Genomic DNA, 14157 nt, shown 5'->3' with positions numbered 1-14157 from the left:
CCCACCTACTACAACCATTGTCTTGGGGCGGGCCGCGACTGTTTTTAAAACGCCCCCCCCACCGGGATGGCCCGCCCGCCTGGGGGGCGCCCGCACGGCTTCACGGGAGGGTAAAGCGTCGGCAAGGCCCTGGTCCAGGCGCTTCCGGGGGCCCCGGGGGCTTCCGGGCGCGGACCCTAGGCCGGGATGTAGGTCGGGCCCTGGGTGTCCCGGATGTCCTGGGCGCCCTGGACGGTGACGGTGGCGGTGCCGTAGCGGTCCGGGCCCGCCTGGGCGTCGGCGTCCGGCGCGACGGCTCCGCTCAGGGCCGCCGTGACGATGCCGGCCGCCGCGATCGCGTGCGCCAGTCCGCCTGACCAGTCGGGCATGGCCGCCTCCCCCGTTGTCGGCGCGCCCGCCCCCGTGGTGGGCGCGACCTCGTCGATGGTCCCAACTACCGTGCGCCGTGGGCAAGGGGTGGGACGGCGTGGTCCCGCAGCGGGCCGAGGGTCAGGGCGCGGGCGCGGCAGTGGGCGGCGATCAGCGGGAGGGCGGCCAGGGTGGCGCGCCAGGAGTCCGGGGCGGAGGTGCAGTCGGAGTCGTGCAGCAGGAGGGTGGCGCCGGCGGTGAGGCCGGGGCGGGCGGTGGCGTAGACGGACTCTCCGGTGGCCTCGGCCGTCCAGTCCCGCCCCCAGGCCGTCCACAGCACGGTGCGCAGGCCCAGCCGGCGGGCGGCCAGCGCCGGACCGGCCGTCAGTACGCCGTACGGCGGGCGGTACCAGTGCGGGCGGACGCCGCACAGGTCGGTCACCGCCTCGGCGGCGCGGCGCAGTTCGCGCAGGTCGCGGGCCGGGGCCGGGTACCACTGCTGCCGGTGGTGCCAGCCGTGCACGGCCACCTCGTGGCCGCGCAGCACCAGGTCCCGGCCGAGGTCCGGGGCCCGTTCCAGCATCCCGCCGAGCAGGAAGAAGGTGGCGCGGGCGCCGAGGGCGTCGAGGGCGTCCAGGACGTACGGGGTGCTGCGCGGGTCGGGGCCGTCGTCGAAGGTGAGGGCGAGGTGGCCCGGGGCGGTGCCGTACCCGGCGGTGCGGCGGGCCAGGGTGCGGCGCAGCGGCGGGAGGCGGACCGCTGCCGGGGCGAGGTGCAGGAACTCCAGGCCGGCCGCGAGGGCGAGGCCGGTGCCCGCCCGACGGGCCAGGGTCGCCAGGGGGGCCGGCGGAGCCGAGGGTCTCACCCGAAGCGGGCGGCCATCCGGCGGAACACGCCGGGCGCAACCCCGTGGATCCGGGCCGGGAAGCCGAGCCAGTGCGGGACGTAGAGGCGGTCCCGCTCGGTGGTGATGGTCGCGACCACGGTGTCCGCGACCCGCTCCGCCGAGACCGGGCGCGGGCGATCGCGCTGGTACGGGGTGCCGCGGCGGTCGAAGAACGGGGTGTCCACCGCGCCGGGCAGGACGAGGCGGACGCCGACCCCGGTACCGCGCAGTTCGTACCAGAGGCTCTCGGCGAACATCGTCAGTCCGCCCTTGGTGGCCGAGTAGCCGGACTCGTCGCGCACGCCGACCTGGCCCGCCATCGAGCCGAGCAGCACGATCCGGCCGTGCCGGCGCTCCAGCATCCCGGGCAGCAGCAGCCGGATCAGCCGCAGCGGGGCGGCCAGGTTGACCTCGATCATCCGGTCGAGGGTGTCGGACGGGGTGTCGGCGAACGGGCCGCGCCAGCCGAGGCCGGCGCTGGCGACCAGGACGTCCACCCGCCCGGCGGCGGCGAGCGCGGCCTCGGCGAGGCGGGCGGCGCCGTCCGGCTTGTTCAGGTCCTCGGGGAGGGCGACGCCGCCGGTGCGTTCGGCGAGGGCGTCCAGGCGGGTGCGGTCGGTGCCGGAGAGCAGGGTCCGCCAGTTCGCGTCGGCCAGTCGGGTGGCGGTGGCCAGGCCGATGCCCGAGGAGGCGCCGGTGATCAGGGCGACGGGGCGGTCGGTCGACCCCGAGCGCCGGGGCCGGGCCTGGGCGTCCTCCGACGTCACGGCTTCCTCCGTCATCGCGCACCTGCCGGGTCCGTGGGCGTTCTGCCGTCCGTTTTGTCCGGCACGTCACCTTCGCACGGAGGAGCCGTCCGGGCTACCGGGGCGGTACGGCCGGCTGGGCCTCGGCGTCCGGGTGCGGGGCCGACAGTTCGGCCGGGCCGCCCTCCAGTTCGCCGAAGCGGGACAGCAGGAAGGTGCCGCCCACCGCGACCGCGAAGCCCGTCAGCGCGCACCAGGCGAAGCCGGGGCGCGCGGAGTCCCCCAGCGACACCACCCCGACCAGGGCCGGGCCGAAGGTCTCGGCCACCGTCCCGGCCGCCGTCGCCGCCGTCACCGTGCCGCGCTGCAGGGCCAGCGCGTACGCCAGGTAGCCGCCCAGTCCGCCGACCGCCAGGGCGTACGCGGCCGGATCGGTGAGCACGGCGGTGAGCGTGGAGGCGTCCAGGACCCGCACGGCGAGGCTGGTGATCCCGAAGCCGACGCCCGCCAGCAGGCCGAGGCCGGCCGCGGCCGGGGTGCCCTCCCGGCGGACCAGGACCAGGGTGGCGAGCAGCATCACGGCGGTGGTCGCCAGCAGCGCCCAGTGGAAGGCCGCCGGGGCGTACTCCCGGCCCTCCCTGCCGGAGCCCAGGGCCAGCAGGCCGAGGCCCACCACGACGGCGGCGATGCCCGCCGCGTCGCCGCGGCGCAGCCGTGCGCCCAGCAGCCAGACGGCGGCCAGGGCGGTGACGGCGAGGCTCGCGTTGGTGACGGCCTGCACCAGGAACAGCGGGAGACTGCGCAGGGCGACGATGCTCAGCACGAAGCCGAGGATGTCCAGGAGCGTCCCGAGGATGAACTGCCAGGACCGCAGCAGCGCGGCCAGCAGGCCCGCCCGCACCCGGTCCGCGCGCGGCGCCGACCGCGCCCCGCGCGCCTGGAACACCGCCCCGAAGCCGAAGCAGACGGTGGCGACCAGCGCGGTGGTGAGTCCCAGCAGCATGCGTCTCCCTCGCGGGGCGGCAGCGGTTCACCACTCAGTCTGGGCCCGGCGCGGCGGGGGTGCACGGGTGGGCGGCGTCCCGACCGTCCCGGTTCGTCCCGGTTTCAGGGCCGCAGCGCCACGCCGGCGTAGGCGGTGGCGTCGGAGGCCGAGACGGCCGGTTCGTCGGACTGGGGCCGCCAGTGCGGAGTGGGGACGACGCCGGGTTCGAGGAGGGTCCAGCCGTCGAAGAAGCGGACGAACTCGGCGTGGGTGCGGGCCTGGGCGGCGGTGCCGGCGGCCTGGTAGATGCCGACGATCCGGCGGATCTCCTCGGGCGCGAAATCGGGCGTGACGTGGGTCATCACCAGGGCACTACCAGGGGCGAGGACGGACTTGAGGTGGTCGACCAGCTCATGGGCGCCGTGGGCGTCGGGGACGAAGTGGAGCAGCGCGTTGAGGGAGAGCGCGACCGGGCGGGTGAGGTCGATGGTCTCGCGCAGGCCGGGTGCGGCGAGCAGGCTGTCCGGGTCGGTGACGTCGGCCTCGACGTAGGCGGTTCGGCCCTCTGGGGTACCGGTGAGCAGGGCCTGGGCGTGGGTGAGGACGATGGGGTCGTTGTCGGCGTAGACGACCCGGGCCCCGGGCCGGACGCTCTGGGCGACCTCGTGGAGGTTGGGCGAGGTCGGGATGCCGGTGCCGATGTCCAGGAACTGATCGATGCCCGCCTGGGCGAGGGCGCGGGTGGAGCGGTGCACGAATGAGCGGTTGGCGCGGGCGGCGTCGCGCAGCCAGGGAGCGATGGCGAGGACGTGGCCGGCGGCCTCGCGGTCGGCGGCGAAGTTGGTGAAGCCGCCCAGGTAGTAGTCGTACATCCGGGCCGAGTGCGGCACGTTCAGCCGCAGGTCGACCCCGTCGTAGAGGCTCATGGCCCTCCCCCTCGGCTCCGTGGACACCGTCCGATTGCTGCCCACCGCGTCCGGGGGCCAATCGTCCCCCGGCCGGCCCGAATTCGCATGGAATCGGATGGGATGACAATCTGTATTCGCTTTGCAGCCTGGAGTGACGAGCCTGATGGAATGAGGATGGGCGCGGACAGCCCGACCCTCGGGTGGCCCGGTGCGCAGCCGACGGCCACGGAAAGCAGGCTCGATGACGATCGACAGGGGTGCCCCCGCGCGCGGGTACCGGGGCGGGACGGCAGTGGAGCACGCCGGTGCCGCAGGGGTGGAGCGGATGGCGGTGATGGAGCCGGGCCTGCGACTGGACCTCACCTATGCCGCCTTCTGCGAGACCCACGAACCCGCCTGGCACGCCCTCGCGTTGACCAGGATAGGCAGCCAGACCGACGCCGTACTGGTGGTCGAGGCGGTCAAGGCCGACCTGGCCCGCTGCTGGCCCCAGGTGCTGCGGTTCGAGGAACCGGCCGCGTACGCCTGGCGGTTGGCGAACCGGCACGTCGGGGACTGGGTGTCGGCCGAGGAGCCGGTCGAGGTGGAGGCGGTCACCTTCGCGGCGGTGATCGGGGCGTTCAAGCAGGTCGCCGACGGGCTGCTGCACAGCGAGGCGGACGAGGTACGGCTGTACGCGGCGATCCTCGAACTGCCGGACCGGCAGCGGGACGTGGTGATCCTGCGCTACCTGCTGGGCCTGCACGCCAAGGTGATCGCGGCCTACCTGGGACGGCCGGTGGCCACGGTGCACTCCAACCTGCGGCACGCCCGGGAGCGGTTGGCCCGCCGGCTCGGGGTGGGTGAACTGCCGGACCGCGGCGGCGAAGCGTGAACGCCGACGGGGTGGAGCGACGTCGGGACGGGGCGGAGCGACGTGGGGACGGGGCGGGTGCGGCCGACGGGGTGAGCGGGGAGCGTGCGGCAGACGGGGGGCGCGCGGTGTTCCACGTGCCCCGGTCCGAACGTGCCCACGCCGAGCGGATCGCGGCCCTGCGGCAGGCCCGGATCACCGCCGCACCGGCCCACCTGCCCACCGAGCACGAGCAGGCCGCCTTCGAACTCGGCCTGGTGGTCGCCCTGGTGCTGGGTGCGCCCTGTGCCTCCCGCGGGCTGGACCTGCTGGTCAACGCCCGCCGGATCCAGCCCGAGGGGGCCGAGGTGTTCGGCGCCCTGCTGTACGCCACCGGCAAGGAGGAGGGCGCCGAGTTCTGGTGGCGCTTCGCGGCCGGCTCGGGCAGCGGGACGGCCGCGTACTGCCTCCACCTGCACCACCTGATGCTCGGCGAGACCGACGACGCCGACTACTGGCGGGCCTGGTCCGAACAACTGTCGACGACCGAACGCCCGCCCGGGCCAAGGCCGTTGCGGATGAGCCGGCCGCTGCTGCCGGAGGACGCGCGGCGGGACATCCTCGCCCGGGTGCACCGGGGGCTGGCCCCGCAACTGCCGCCCGCGCTGGTCGCGGTGATCGACCGGCTGCCGTTGCAGGACGGGGACGAGGAGGAGGTGCCGAACCCGTGGGGGCTCACCTCCGGCGCGACCTCGGCGTGCTCCTGGGACCTCTCCCGGGCGTTCGGCGAGGAGGAACCGCAGGACCGACGGGACCCGTTGGGGTGACGACCCCCGGCGGCCCCGCGGTCCCACGTTCAGGTGAGTGCCGAGAACCGGGCGACGACCTCCGGGTCACGTCCGCTGCCCGCGGCGAGCCGCTCGCCGTCCGGGCCGAGGTGGTGGATCCGGTAGTGCTGCGGCGCCATCGCGGTGTCCCGGCCGGGGAGCGCGGCGACCACCGCGCGGTGCACGTCGGCGGGGGTCAGGTGGGGGTCGGCGGTGGTCAGGTCCACGGTCAACCTGCCGTCCTCGACCGTGACCCGACAGTCGGGGCGGACGTCCGGCGCGGGGCGGGGGTCGTCGCCGGGTCCGGTGTCCAGGCCGGTGTCCAGGGCGGTGTCGAGTGCGGCACCGACCAGGCCGCGGACGGCCGCCAGGTCGATCCGGGCCCCGTCGACGAGTTGCCAGTCACCGCCGCTCGCGTCGGCGCCGGCAGCAGCAGCGGGCGGGCCGGGGGCCGCGTGCAGCTCGGCGAGCGGGACGGGCCCCACGGCGGCCTTCGCGAGCAGGTCGAGCAGGGCCCGGGCGAAGCGCTCGGTCTCCTCGGGGTCGAGCACCTGGGGGCAGGAGATCAGGGCGAAGTCGAGGCTCCCGGCGATCCGCAGGATGGTGAACATCAGCCGGACGGGCAGCGGCGGGGCGGGCAGCGGGGTGAGTTCGGGGTCGGCGGTGGCGGCCGGCTGGGCGTCGGCGACGGCGGCCGGGATAGTGAGGCTCAGGTCGTTGACGACCACCTGGCGGGCGAACCGGGAGCCGCGCACGTGTGCGGCGTCCTCCACCAGCTGCCAGACCTGCTCGGCGTCCAGCACGCTGTGCCAGTAGGCGCTCAGCGAGGCCGACTTGGTGCGCCCGATCAGCTGGTCGAGGTCGGCGGTGCCGGTGTCGAGCAGGATCAGGGCGTCCTGGGCGAGGGTGCCGACGTGGTCGAGCAGCGCGGCGCGCTGGCGGTTGGCGGAGAGCGCCGAGACGGCCAGCTCCGCACGCCCGGCCCGGTGGGCGACCAGGGCGGAGAAGGCGGCGAGCAGGACGACGGAGGGGCTCGCGCCGGTGCGGCGGCAGACCGCGGCGAGGTCGGCGGCCGCGGTGCGGGAGCGCACCATCAGGGCGGCGGGGCCGCTCGGCGGGCCGGTGATCCGGGAGTCGGCGAACACTACCTGCGGGCCGCTGCCCAGCACCCGGGCCCAGTGCCGCAACGCACCGGCCGCCCGGCGGCGGCCCTGCGGGCTCTGTTCGGCGGCGGCGATCTGGATCGGTGTCGGGGCGCTGACGGGCGGGAGCTCCTTCCCGGCCGCGAGGGCGTACCAGTCCTGGATCAGCAGCGCGGTGGCCGCGCCGTCGGCACCGGCGTGGCAGACCACGGCGATCAGCCGGAGCAGCTGCTGCCCGTCGACGAGCAGGGTGAAGCGAATCCTCGGCACGATGTCCAGAGGGACCGGCACCGCGACGTCGGCCTGACCCAACTCAGCTGCCAGTGCGTCGAGTTCACGGACATCCAGACCACCCGCCTCGACCGCGGTGACGGCGAACCGGCCGTCCCCGCGCACCACCTGGCTCACCGGGAAGGCGTCCGGACCGGGGCCGGGCGGGAAGGAGGTGCGCAGCGACTCGTGCCGCTCGACCAGCAGCCGCAGCGCGTCCAGACCGGCGGCGAGCGAGGCGCCGGGCGGCACGGGCCAGACCGACTCCTTGTTGATCGCCTCGGGGGCGTCGCGCCGGATGCACCGGATCATGTTGTCCTGGCCCCGGGTGAGCGGCCCCGAGCCGCCGGTCGTCGCGGCGAAGCGGATGGTGATCCGCCGGTGCGCCCGGGCCGGGCCGTGCGGTGCCGCCTCGTACGGGTCGGCGTCGTGCGGATCGGCGTCGTGCGGGTCGGTCTCGTGCGGGTCGGTCTCGTGCGGGTCGGCAGCTCGCGGTGCAGCGTGGTGCGCAGTCACGTCGTACGTGCCCTTCGGCTCGCCGGGAAGGTCTCAGCGGGGAGTACGGGCGGACGCTACCAGCGGCCGCCGGTGATCGTCCAGGCGAGCCGACGGTCAATCAACTCGCTGACCAGAAAAGGGAGTTGACCTGATCAGGACAGTCTCCGAGCAGAGCGACGGCAGCCCGGTACGGCTCCGGGACGGACACGTCGCGCAGCCCCACCGGACCGGCCCCGAGCGGGCCGGGATCCGCCACCGACAGCGGGGAGGGGCCCGCCACGGACACCCCGAGCGCCTGGACCAGCCGCCCGCCGTACGCCTTCACGCAAGCCTCCCGGCGACACCAGAGCACGGTGAACCGGGCCGCCCGCTCGGCGGGCTCGGCCGCCTCCGCGACGAAGCGCGCCTCCTCGAAAGGGAACCAGCGGGCCGCCATCCGCTCGGCGAGCCGGGCCTCCCGCAGCCGCTCCACGTCGACGCCGACCGCCCGGCCCTCGGCCAGGGCCAGCACCGCCAGCGACTCCGCGGCCGACCAGTTCACCCGTAACCCGCCCGCGCCCACCGGCTCCGGCTTGCCGTGCCGGCCCCGCCGCCAGACCACCTCGGCCGGGCGGATGCCGAGCCGCTCGGCGACCAGCTCCCGGACGGCGCCGCGCACCACGGTGAACCGGCTCCGCCGCACGGCGTCCGCCCGCACCGCGCGGGCCCGTTCCTCCGCGTCCAGCGTCCGCCACAGCCGGGCGACCACCTCGGCCGGCTGATCGGCGTCGATCAGCCGCAGGTCGACGGCGGTCACGGCTGGGCCAGGGTGCTCAGCACCCCGAGCCGGCGGTCCAGCCCGGCGACCAGCAGCGGGCGCCGCTGCGCCCGCCACTCGGGCAGCCGCTCGGCGAGCTCCGCCCACGGGCCGGTGAACGGCTGCGCGGCGGGCCCGTCGTCGGCGCCGGTCGCGTCCAGCACCGCCGCCCCGGGGCCCAGCTCCGCCGTCCGGGCCCGGACGGCGGACGCCGGGCGGTCGGCGGGGTGGTGCTGCTGCCGCACGGTCAGTCCCTCGCCCGGTTCCTCCTCGCAGACCAGCACCACCACGGCGTGCCGCCGGGGCAGCGCCACCGGCTCGGCCGGCTCGTAGTGCAGCGCGGTCTGTTCGGCGAGCACCACCACCGCCCGGCGGCAGGCTCCGGTGCGGTGGTACTCGGCGGCCAGCCGCAGGGCGGTGAAGGCCGCGGCGCTGCCCTGGTCGCAGACCGCGAAGGCCAGCGGCCCGCCGGGGACGGACCGGCTGAGCGCGAGCGAGGACGGTGCGCCGGGGCGCACGTCCGGGGTGTCGAAGGCGAGGATCAGCAGGTCCACCGGCTCGTCCTCGCCCACCGCCTCGCGCAGCAGCCCGGCGGCCAGTTCCTCGTAGGAGTGGCCGACGCCCTCGCGCAGCAGGTCCTCGCGCAGCGGCAGGCCGTACGGGCGGACCAGGTCCGAGACGAAGACCCGCAGGTCGGGGTCGAGCGAGGCCTCCGAACGGCCGTCGGAGCACCGGGCGAGGACCCGGGTGATCCGCAGTCCGGCCGGGGCGGGCGCACCGGTCGGAGCGGCAGGGCCGACAGGGGAACCGGGGGGACCGACGGGCACCCGGTCAGTCCTCGGCGATGAGGTGCCCGGCGACGTAGTCGGCCAGCTTGGTGACCGACCGAAGGTCGTCCTCGGTGATCTGCTCCACGTCCACCTGGATGTCGAGCGACTCCTCCAGCTCCAGGATGAGCTCGATGGTGCCGGCCGAGGTGAGGCCGAGGTCGTCGAACAGGCAGGCGTCCGCGGGGATCTCGGGCAGCTCGCGCTTGAGCACGCGTGGCAGGAGTTCGCCGATGCCGTGCAGGATCCGCTCGCGCAGCTCGGGGTCAGTGGTCTGGACCAGTGATTCTGACATGGGTGTCCCGTCCCGTCGTGCGTGGGAAGTGTGCTCTGGATTGACAACGTGGGAAACGCGCCCGGTGGTTCGAGCGGTCGACTGACGGAGCGTCAGTACTGCATCACCATCGCGGAGAAGGTGGCCCCGATACCGGCGGCGGCGATCAGGTAGTGGTCGCCGCGGCGGATCAGCCCCCGCGTGGTGGCGGTGTGAAGATTGATGAGGCTGTCCGCAGCGAAACTGTGCCCGACCGACAGCACGTTGTCCAGCACCACCTGGTCGAGCGGATAGCCGATCCGCCGCGCTATCATCCGCCACGACGCCTGGTTGACGTTGTGCGGAAGCACCGCGGCCAGGTCGGAGAGGTCCAGACCGGCCTGCTGGAGGGCGGCCTCGATCGCCTCCACCATGACGTTCGGGTACTCCCGCTGGTAGCGGGCGAGCAGCTCCGCGTCCTCGGCCAGCCGGCCGTCGAACTCCGGGCGCTGGCGCACCGCGAAGGAGCGCACCCGGTGCTGCGGCCCGTCCGCGCTGACCAGGCAGGCGGCCGCGCCCTCGGCGAAGATCCCGGTCTCCGGCACCACCTGGGCGTCCTTGGTGAAGGTCTTCTCCCCCGCCAGCACCAGGGCGAGGGCCTGCGGGTCGGGATCGCCGGCCAGCAGTCGGCCCGCCAGGTCGATGGCCAACAGGCCCACCGCGCAGGCGTGGTGGGTCACCGTGAAGGCGCTCGCGTGCGCCAGCCCACGGCCGGCGAGCACCTCGTGCAGGGGGTTGAGCGGGTAGGGCACGGCCACCGGCATGCTGCGGGCGTGGATCACGAAGCGGACGTGCTGTTCGCGTCCGCGCAGCTCCGGCAGGTCGTCGAGGGTTGCGTCGAGCAGGTCGGGCAGCGTCCCGCCCGGATCCAGCCGCAGCTGGTCCAGGCCGTGGAAGCGGCGGAAGAGACGGAGTTGACGTGGGGTCAGGCCGATGCGCTCGCCCACCGCCTCGATGGGCACGGCGTGTGGGGGGAGGTGAACGGCCACTGCCTCCAGTGCGGTCACCCGGGCTAGTATTCCGACGCCCGCCTGGTCGCACAAGTGATCTCGGGCGCTTCTCCTGCGCGACCGCCTCCTCGGGCGCCCTCGGAGCCGCCCTCCCCGGGCCCCCGCGCCACGCGCGGGCCGCTCCACCGGGGCCGCCGCGCAACCCCACTCCGCACCGCCCTTGCGCACGTCACCCCGCACGCCACTCCGCACCGTCGACCGGACGGGAGAACCTCCCATGTCAGACCGTGAACCAGCCCTCCCCGCGCAGCCGTTGAACCGGGTGTTGGCCGCCCTGCTGGCCGAGGTGGCCGGCGCGCCGCCCGCCTGGGCGGACCGGCTGGCCCCGGACGCCCGCCTGGACGGCGACCTGCTGCTGGACGAGTGCGAACTCGCCGAGCTGGCCGTCCGGCTGCCCGCACGCTTCGGCCCCGCCGCCGACCTGGCTGCCCTGCGGGCCGGACTGGACCTGGCCGCCCTGGAGGCGCTGACCGTCGCCGACCTCCAGGCCCTGCTCCCCGAGGAGGACCGCCGATGACCCGGTTCCTGCTGGTGATGCCGCCGCTCACCGGACACGTCAACCCGGCCGCGGGCATCGCCGCCGAACTGACCGCACGCGGTCACGAAGTCGCCTGGACCGGCACGGAGTCGGTGCTGCGCCCGCTGCTCGGCCCGGACGCGCGGGTGCTCGGCACCGGCACCCGGGCCTTCCGGGCCCAGGGCGGGCACGGCCTGGCGGCGCTGCGCTCGCTCTGGGAGGGCTTCATCGTCCCGTACGCCCGGTTCACCGCGAAGCCGCTGGACACCCTCGTGCGGGAGTACCGGCCGGACGTGCTGCTGGTCGACCAGCACACTCCGGCGGGCGCGCTGGTCGCGCACCGGCACGGCCTGCCGTGGGCGTCCTTCGCGCCCGGGGCGATGGAACTGGGCCACCCCTACCGGGCGTTGCCGCAGGTCGAGGCCTGGATGACCGGGCTACTGCGCGGCCTGTGGGAGCGGGCCGGGCTGCCCGCCGAGGAGTACCTGGACCCGCGCTGCTCCCCCGCCCTGGTGCTGGCCACCACCGGGCCGGCGCTGACCGGGAGCGCCGCGCCGCCGCACCACGCGCAGGTCGGGCCGGTGCTCGCGCCGCGCCCGCACGATCCGGACTTCCCCTGGCAGCGGCTGCTGCCCGGGCGGCGGCGGGTGCTGGTCACCATGGGCACGCTGGCCGGAGAGCTGGGCGCCGACTTCCTCGCCCGGGCCGTCCGGGCGCTGGAGCTGTGCGGCCCGCAGGTGCAGCCGGTGTTCGCGGCGCCGCGCGAGCTGCTGCCCCCGCCGTCCGAACTCCCCCCGCACGCGGTGGCGGTGGACCGGGCGCCGGTGCTGGAGCTGCTGGCACGCGGCGAGCTGGACGCGGTGCTCTGCCACGGCGGGATGAACACCGTGGGCGAGACGCTGGCGCACGGGGTGCCGCTGGTGACCGCGCCGATCCGGCACGACCAGCCCTTCGTCGCCGCGCAGGTGGCGGCGGCCGGGGCGGGCCTGCGGGTGCCGTTCGCCCGGGTCACGCCCGAGCGGCTGGCGGCGGCGCTCACCGCCGTACTCGACTCCACGGAGCACCGGGACCGCGCGGTTCAGGTCGGCCGGGACCTGCTGGCGGGCGGCGGCGCGACGGCGGCCGCGGACCGGCTGGAGGCGCTGGGCCCTCGGCCTCAGCCCCCGGCGACCGCCCCGTGACCGCCCCTTAGCAGAACAGGTGATCACACGTCCATTGGTCTAGGCCATTGTCTCCGGGCCTGGTCCGCCTCTAGGGTGTCGCAGCAACACCGCCTTTCCCAGGCGCCGAGCCCGCCCTTTCCCGGGTGCCGTGGCAGCCCATCCCCGTACGGGAGTTCCGGTTGATCGAGACCGCGGGACTGCGCAAGTCCTACCGCAAGAAGACCTCCCGCCGAAGCGGCGAGGACTCCACCGTCGACGCCGTGCGCGGCATCGACCTGTCCGTCGCCGCCGGCGAGATCTACGGTTTCCTCGGCCCCAACGGCGCCGGGAAGACCACCACCCTGCGCATGCTGGCCACCCTGATCCGCCCCGACGGCGGACGGGCCACCATCGCCGGGGCCGACCTGTTCACCGACCCCGCCGGGGTCCGCCGCCGGATCGGCTACGTCGCCCAGGGCGGCGGCACCACCGACACCGTCAGCGCCCGCGAGGAACTGGTGCTCCAGTCCCGGCTGTACGGCGCGGGCAAGGCCCGGGCCGTACAGGCCGCCGAGGACGCCCTCAAGGCCTTCGACCTGGGCGACTTCGGCGACCGGCCGTGCGCCACCTACTCCGGCGGCCAGCGCCGCCGGGTGGACATCGCCCTCGGGGTCATCCACCAGCCGCAGGTGCTGTTCCTGGACGAGCCCACGGTCGGGCTGGACCCGGCCAGCCGGGCGTACGTCTGGGAGGAGATCCGCCGGCTGCGCACCGAGGGCATGACCGTGGTCGTCACCACCCACTACCTGGACGAGGCCGACGCGCTCTGCGACCGCGTCGCCATCGTCGACCACGGCCAGGTGGTGGTCGAGGGCACGCCCGAGGCGCTCAAGCGGGAGATCTCCGGCGACGTCGTGCTGCTCGGGCTCCTCCCGGGCGAGGACGTCGCCGAACGCGCCGCGGCGGTGCTCCGCCCGCAGCCGTACCTGCACCGGCTGGAGGCCAACGGCGACGAGGGGCTGCGGCTCTACCTGGAGGACGGCGCGGCCGCCATCCCGCGGCTGCTGCGCGCCCTGGAGGCGGCAGGCGTCACCCCCGGCACCGTGCAGCTCCAACGGCCCAGCCTGGACGACGTGTTCCTGGCCCGCACCGGCCGCTCGCTGCAGCAGTCCTGATCCAGCCCCACCGCCCTGCCTGCCCGACCCCCTGGGGAGACCGTGAAGCTCGCCCGCGACACCTGGCTGATCCTCCAGCGCCAGCTGCTGCTCATGATCCGCACCCCGATCTGGATCGCCGTCGGCATCATCCAGCCGCTGTTCTACCTGGTGCTGTTCGCCCCGCTGTTGAAGAAGGTGCTCACCCCGGACGGCTCCGGCAGCTACGCCGACACCTACCAGGTCTACGTACCGGGCTTGTTGGCCGTGCTGTGCATCTTCGGCGGGCTGTTCACCGGCTTCAGCCTGCTGGGCGAACTGCGGGCCGGGATCATCGAGCGCTCCCGGGTCACCCCGGTCAGCCGACTGGCGCTGCTGCTCGGCCGGGCCCTGCGCGAGATGGTGGCGCTGCTGGTGCAGGCCGTGCTGATCACCCTGATCGCGCTGCCGTTCGGCCTGCGGGTCAGCCCGCTGAACCTGCTGCTCGCCTACGTCCTGCTGGCCCTGCTGGCCCTGATGACCTCCGCGATCTCCTACGGGATCGCGCTGATGGTGCCCACCGACGCCGCCATGTCGCCGGTGGTGAACACCATCGCCCAGCCGATCGCGCTGCTCTCCGGGGTGCTGCTGCCGCTCACCCTGGCGCCGCAGTGGCAACAGCAGCTCGCCCGGTGGAACCCCTTCTACTGGGCGGTGGAGGGCATGCGCGCGCTGTTCTCGGGGCACGCCGGGGACCCCGCGGTCTGGCAGGGCCTGCTGGTGGTCGTGCTGATGACCGTCCTGGCGGTGTACTGGTCGGCCCGGCTGTTCTCCACCCGGGTGCGCTGACGCGGGTACGCCGACCGGAGGTACGGAAGGGGGGGGGGGGGGGCGGGGGCGCGGCGCGCGCCCCCCCCCCCCCCCCCCCCGCCCCCCCGGGCGCGCGCGCGCCACCGCGGCGGCACCCGCTCGGGAGT

Annotated in this window: 16 protein-coding genes; 6 read left to right on the top strand and 10 right to left on the bottom strand. The window is 75.2% G+C overall.

The window, feature by feature from the left end; translation table 11 throughout:
• Nucleotides 1–176 precede the first annotated feature (176 nt).
• The 5 genes from ACFWXO_RS26310 to ACFWXO_RS26290 form a co-directional block, all read right to left on the bottom strand.
• Nucleotides 177–368: a hypothetical protein gene (locus ACFWXO_RS26310; RefSeq protein ID WP_380526474.1), complete on the bottom strand. Its 192-nt coding sequence runs from the start codon at nucleotides 366–368 to the stop codon at nucleotides 177–179.
• A gap of 65 nt (nucleotides 369–433) precedes the next feature.
• Entirely contained in the window at nucleotides 434–1213 is a 780-nt protein-coding gene (locus tag ACFWXO_RS26305) for a polysaccharide deacetylase family protein (protein WP_380526472.1), read from the bottom strand.
• Nucleotides 1210–2016 carry an SDR family NAD(P)-dependent oxidoreductase gene (locus ACFWXO_RS26300; protein ID WP_380526470.1) on the bottom strand — a complete coding sequence of 269 codons (807 nt, stop codon included), beginning with the start codon at nucleotides 2014–2016 and terminating at the stop codon, nucleotides 1210–1212. Before ACFWXO_RS26300 ends, ACFWXO_RS26305 begins: the two co-directional genes overlap by 4 nt.
• Nucleotides 2017–2095: 79 nt before the next feature.
• A complete protein-coding gene (locus tag ACFWXO_RS26295; RefSeq protein ID WP_380526468.1) occupies nucleotides 2096–2983 on the bottom strand; it encodes a hypothetical protein in 888 nt (295 codons plus the stop codon).
• 104 nt (nucleotides 2984–3087) lie between these two features.
• Nucleotides 3088–3891 (bottom strand): SAM-dependent methyltransferase, encoded by an 804-nt coding sequence (locus ACFWXO_RS26290; protein ID WP_380526466.1) that lies wholly within the window; start codon nucleotides 3889–3891, stop codon nucleotides 3088–3090.
• A 223-nt stretch (nucleotides 3892–4114) separates the two neighbouring features.
• Between ACFWXO_RS26290 and ACFWXO_RS26285 the strand changes: the two genes are divergently transcribed.
• Together ACFWXO_RS26285 and ACFWXO_RS26280 are read left to right on the top strand one after the other, a co-directional pair.
• Complete coding sequence (locus ACFWXO_RS26285; protein ID WP_375886958.1) at nucleotides 4115–4747, top strand: RNA polymerase sigma factor; 633 nt, start codon at nucleotides 4115–4117, stop codon at nucleotides 4745–4747.
• Between the two features lie 116 nt (nucleotides 4748–4863).
• Nucleotides 4864–5532 (top strand): hypothetical protein, encoded by a 669-nt coding sequence (locus ACFWXO_RS26280; protein ID WP_380526463.1) that lies wholly within the window; start codon nucleotides 4864–4866, stop codon nucleotides 5530–5532.
• A gap of 29 nt (nucleotides 5533–5561) precedes the next feature.
• Here ACFWXO_RS26280 and ACFWXO_RS26275 read toward each other — a convergent pair whose 3' ends face one another.
• The 5 genes from ACFWXO_RS26275 to ACFWXO_RS26255 all read right to left on the bottom strand — a co-directional run bounded on the left by ACFWXO_RS26275 (nucleotide 5562) and on the right by ACFWXO_RS26255 (nucleotide 10385).
• On the bottom strand, nucleotides 5562–7460 hold the full coding sequence (locus ACFWXO_RS26275) for a condensation domain-containing protein (RefSeq protein WP_380526461.1): 1899 nt from the start codon (nucleotides 7458–7460) through the stop codon (nucleotides 5562–5564).
• 100 nt (nucleotides 7461–7560) lie between these two features.
• Nucleotides 7561–8238, bottom strand: coding sequence for a 4'-phosphopantetheinyl transferase family protein (locus ACFWXO_RS26270; protein ID WP_380526459.1), 678 nt, complete (start codon nucleotides 8236–8238; stop codon nucleotides 7561–7563).
• Nucleotides 8235–9065, bottom strand: coding sequence for a hypothetical protein (locus ACFWXO_RS26265; RefSeq protein ID WP_380526457.1), 831 nt, complete (start codon nucleotides 9063–9065; stop codon nucleotides 8235–8237). Before ACFWXO_RS26265 ends, ACFWXO_RS26270 begins: the two co-directional genes overlap by 4 nt.
• Nucleotides 9066–9069: 4 nt before the next feature.
• On the bottom strand, nucleotides 9070–9360 hold the full coding sequence (locus ACFWXO_RS26260; RefSeq protein ID WP_375886946.1) for a phosphopantetheine-binding protein: 291 nt from the start codon (nucleotides 9358–9360) through the stop codon (nucleotides 9070–9072).
• Between the two features lie 92 nt (nucleotides 9361–9452).
• Nucleotides 9453–10385: a 3-oxoacyl-[acyl-carrier-protein] synthase III C-terminal domain-containing protein gene (locus ACFWXO_RS26255; RefSeq protein WP_375886944.1), complete on the bottom strand. Its 933-nt coding sequence runs from the start codon at nucleotides 10383–10385 to the stop codon at nucleotides 9453–9455.
• Between the two features lie 220 nt (nucleotides 10386–10605).
• Between ACFWXO_RS26255 and ACFWXO_RS26250 the strand changes: the two genes are divergently transcribed.
• The 4 genes from ACFWXO_RS26250 to ACFWXO_RS26235 all read left to right on the top strand — a co-directional run bounded on the left by ACFWXO_RS26250 (nucleotide 10606) and on the right by ACFWXO_RS26235 (nucleotide 14029).
• Nucleotides 10606–10905, top strand: coding sequence for a hypothetical protein (locus tag ACFWXO_RS26250; protein ID WP_380526454.1), 300 nt, complete (start codon nucleotides 10606–10608; stop codon nucleotides 10903–10905).
• Nucleotides 10902–12086 carry a glycosyltransferase gene (locus ACFWXO_RS26245; protein WP_380526452.1) on the top strand — a complete coding sequence of 395 codons (1185 nt, stop codon included), beginning with the start codon at nucleotides 10902–10904 and terminating at the stop codon, nucleotides 12084–12086. The genes ACFWXO_RS26250 and ACFWXO_RS26245 overlap by 4 nt, the downstream gene beginning before the upstream one ends.
• A 161-nt stretch (nucleotides 12087–12247) precedes the next feature.
• Nucleotides 12248–13222, top strand: coding sequence for an ATP-binding cassette domain-containing protein (locus ACFWXO_RS26240; protein WP_375886937.1), 975 nt, complete (start codon nucleotides 12248–12250; stop codon nucleotides 13220–13222).
• Between the two features lie 42 nt (nucleotides 13223–13264).
• The gene (locus ACFWXO_RS26235) at nucleotides 13265–14029 is read left to right on the top strand and encodes an ABC transporter permease (protein WP_375886935.1); all 765 of its coding nucleotides are present in this window, start codon (nucleotides 13265–13267) and stop codon (nucleotides 14027–14029) included.
• Nucleotides 14030–14157: the final 128 nt, after the last annotated feature.

The sequence above is a fragment of the Kitasatospora sp. NPDC059088 genome (assembly GCF_042738155.1).
Taxonomy (GTDB): Bacteria; Actinomycetota; Actinomycetes; order Streptomycetales; family Streptomycetaceae; genus Kitasatospora.
This window is presented reverse-complemented; position numbering and strand designations above follow the sequence as displayed.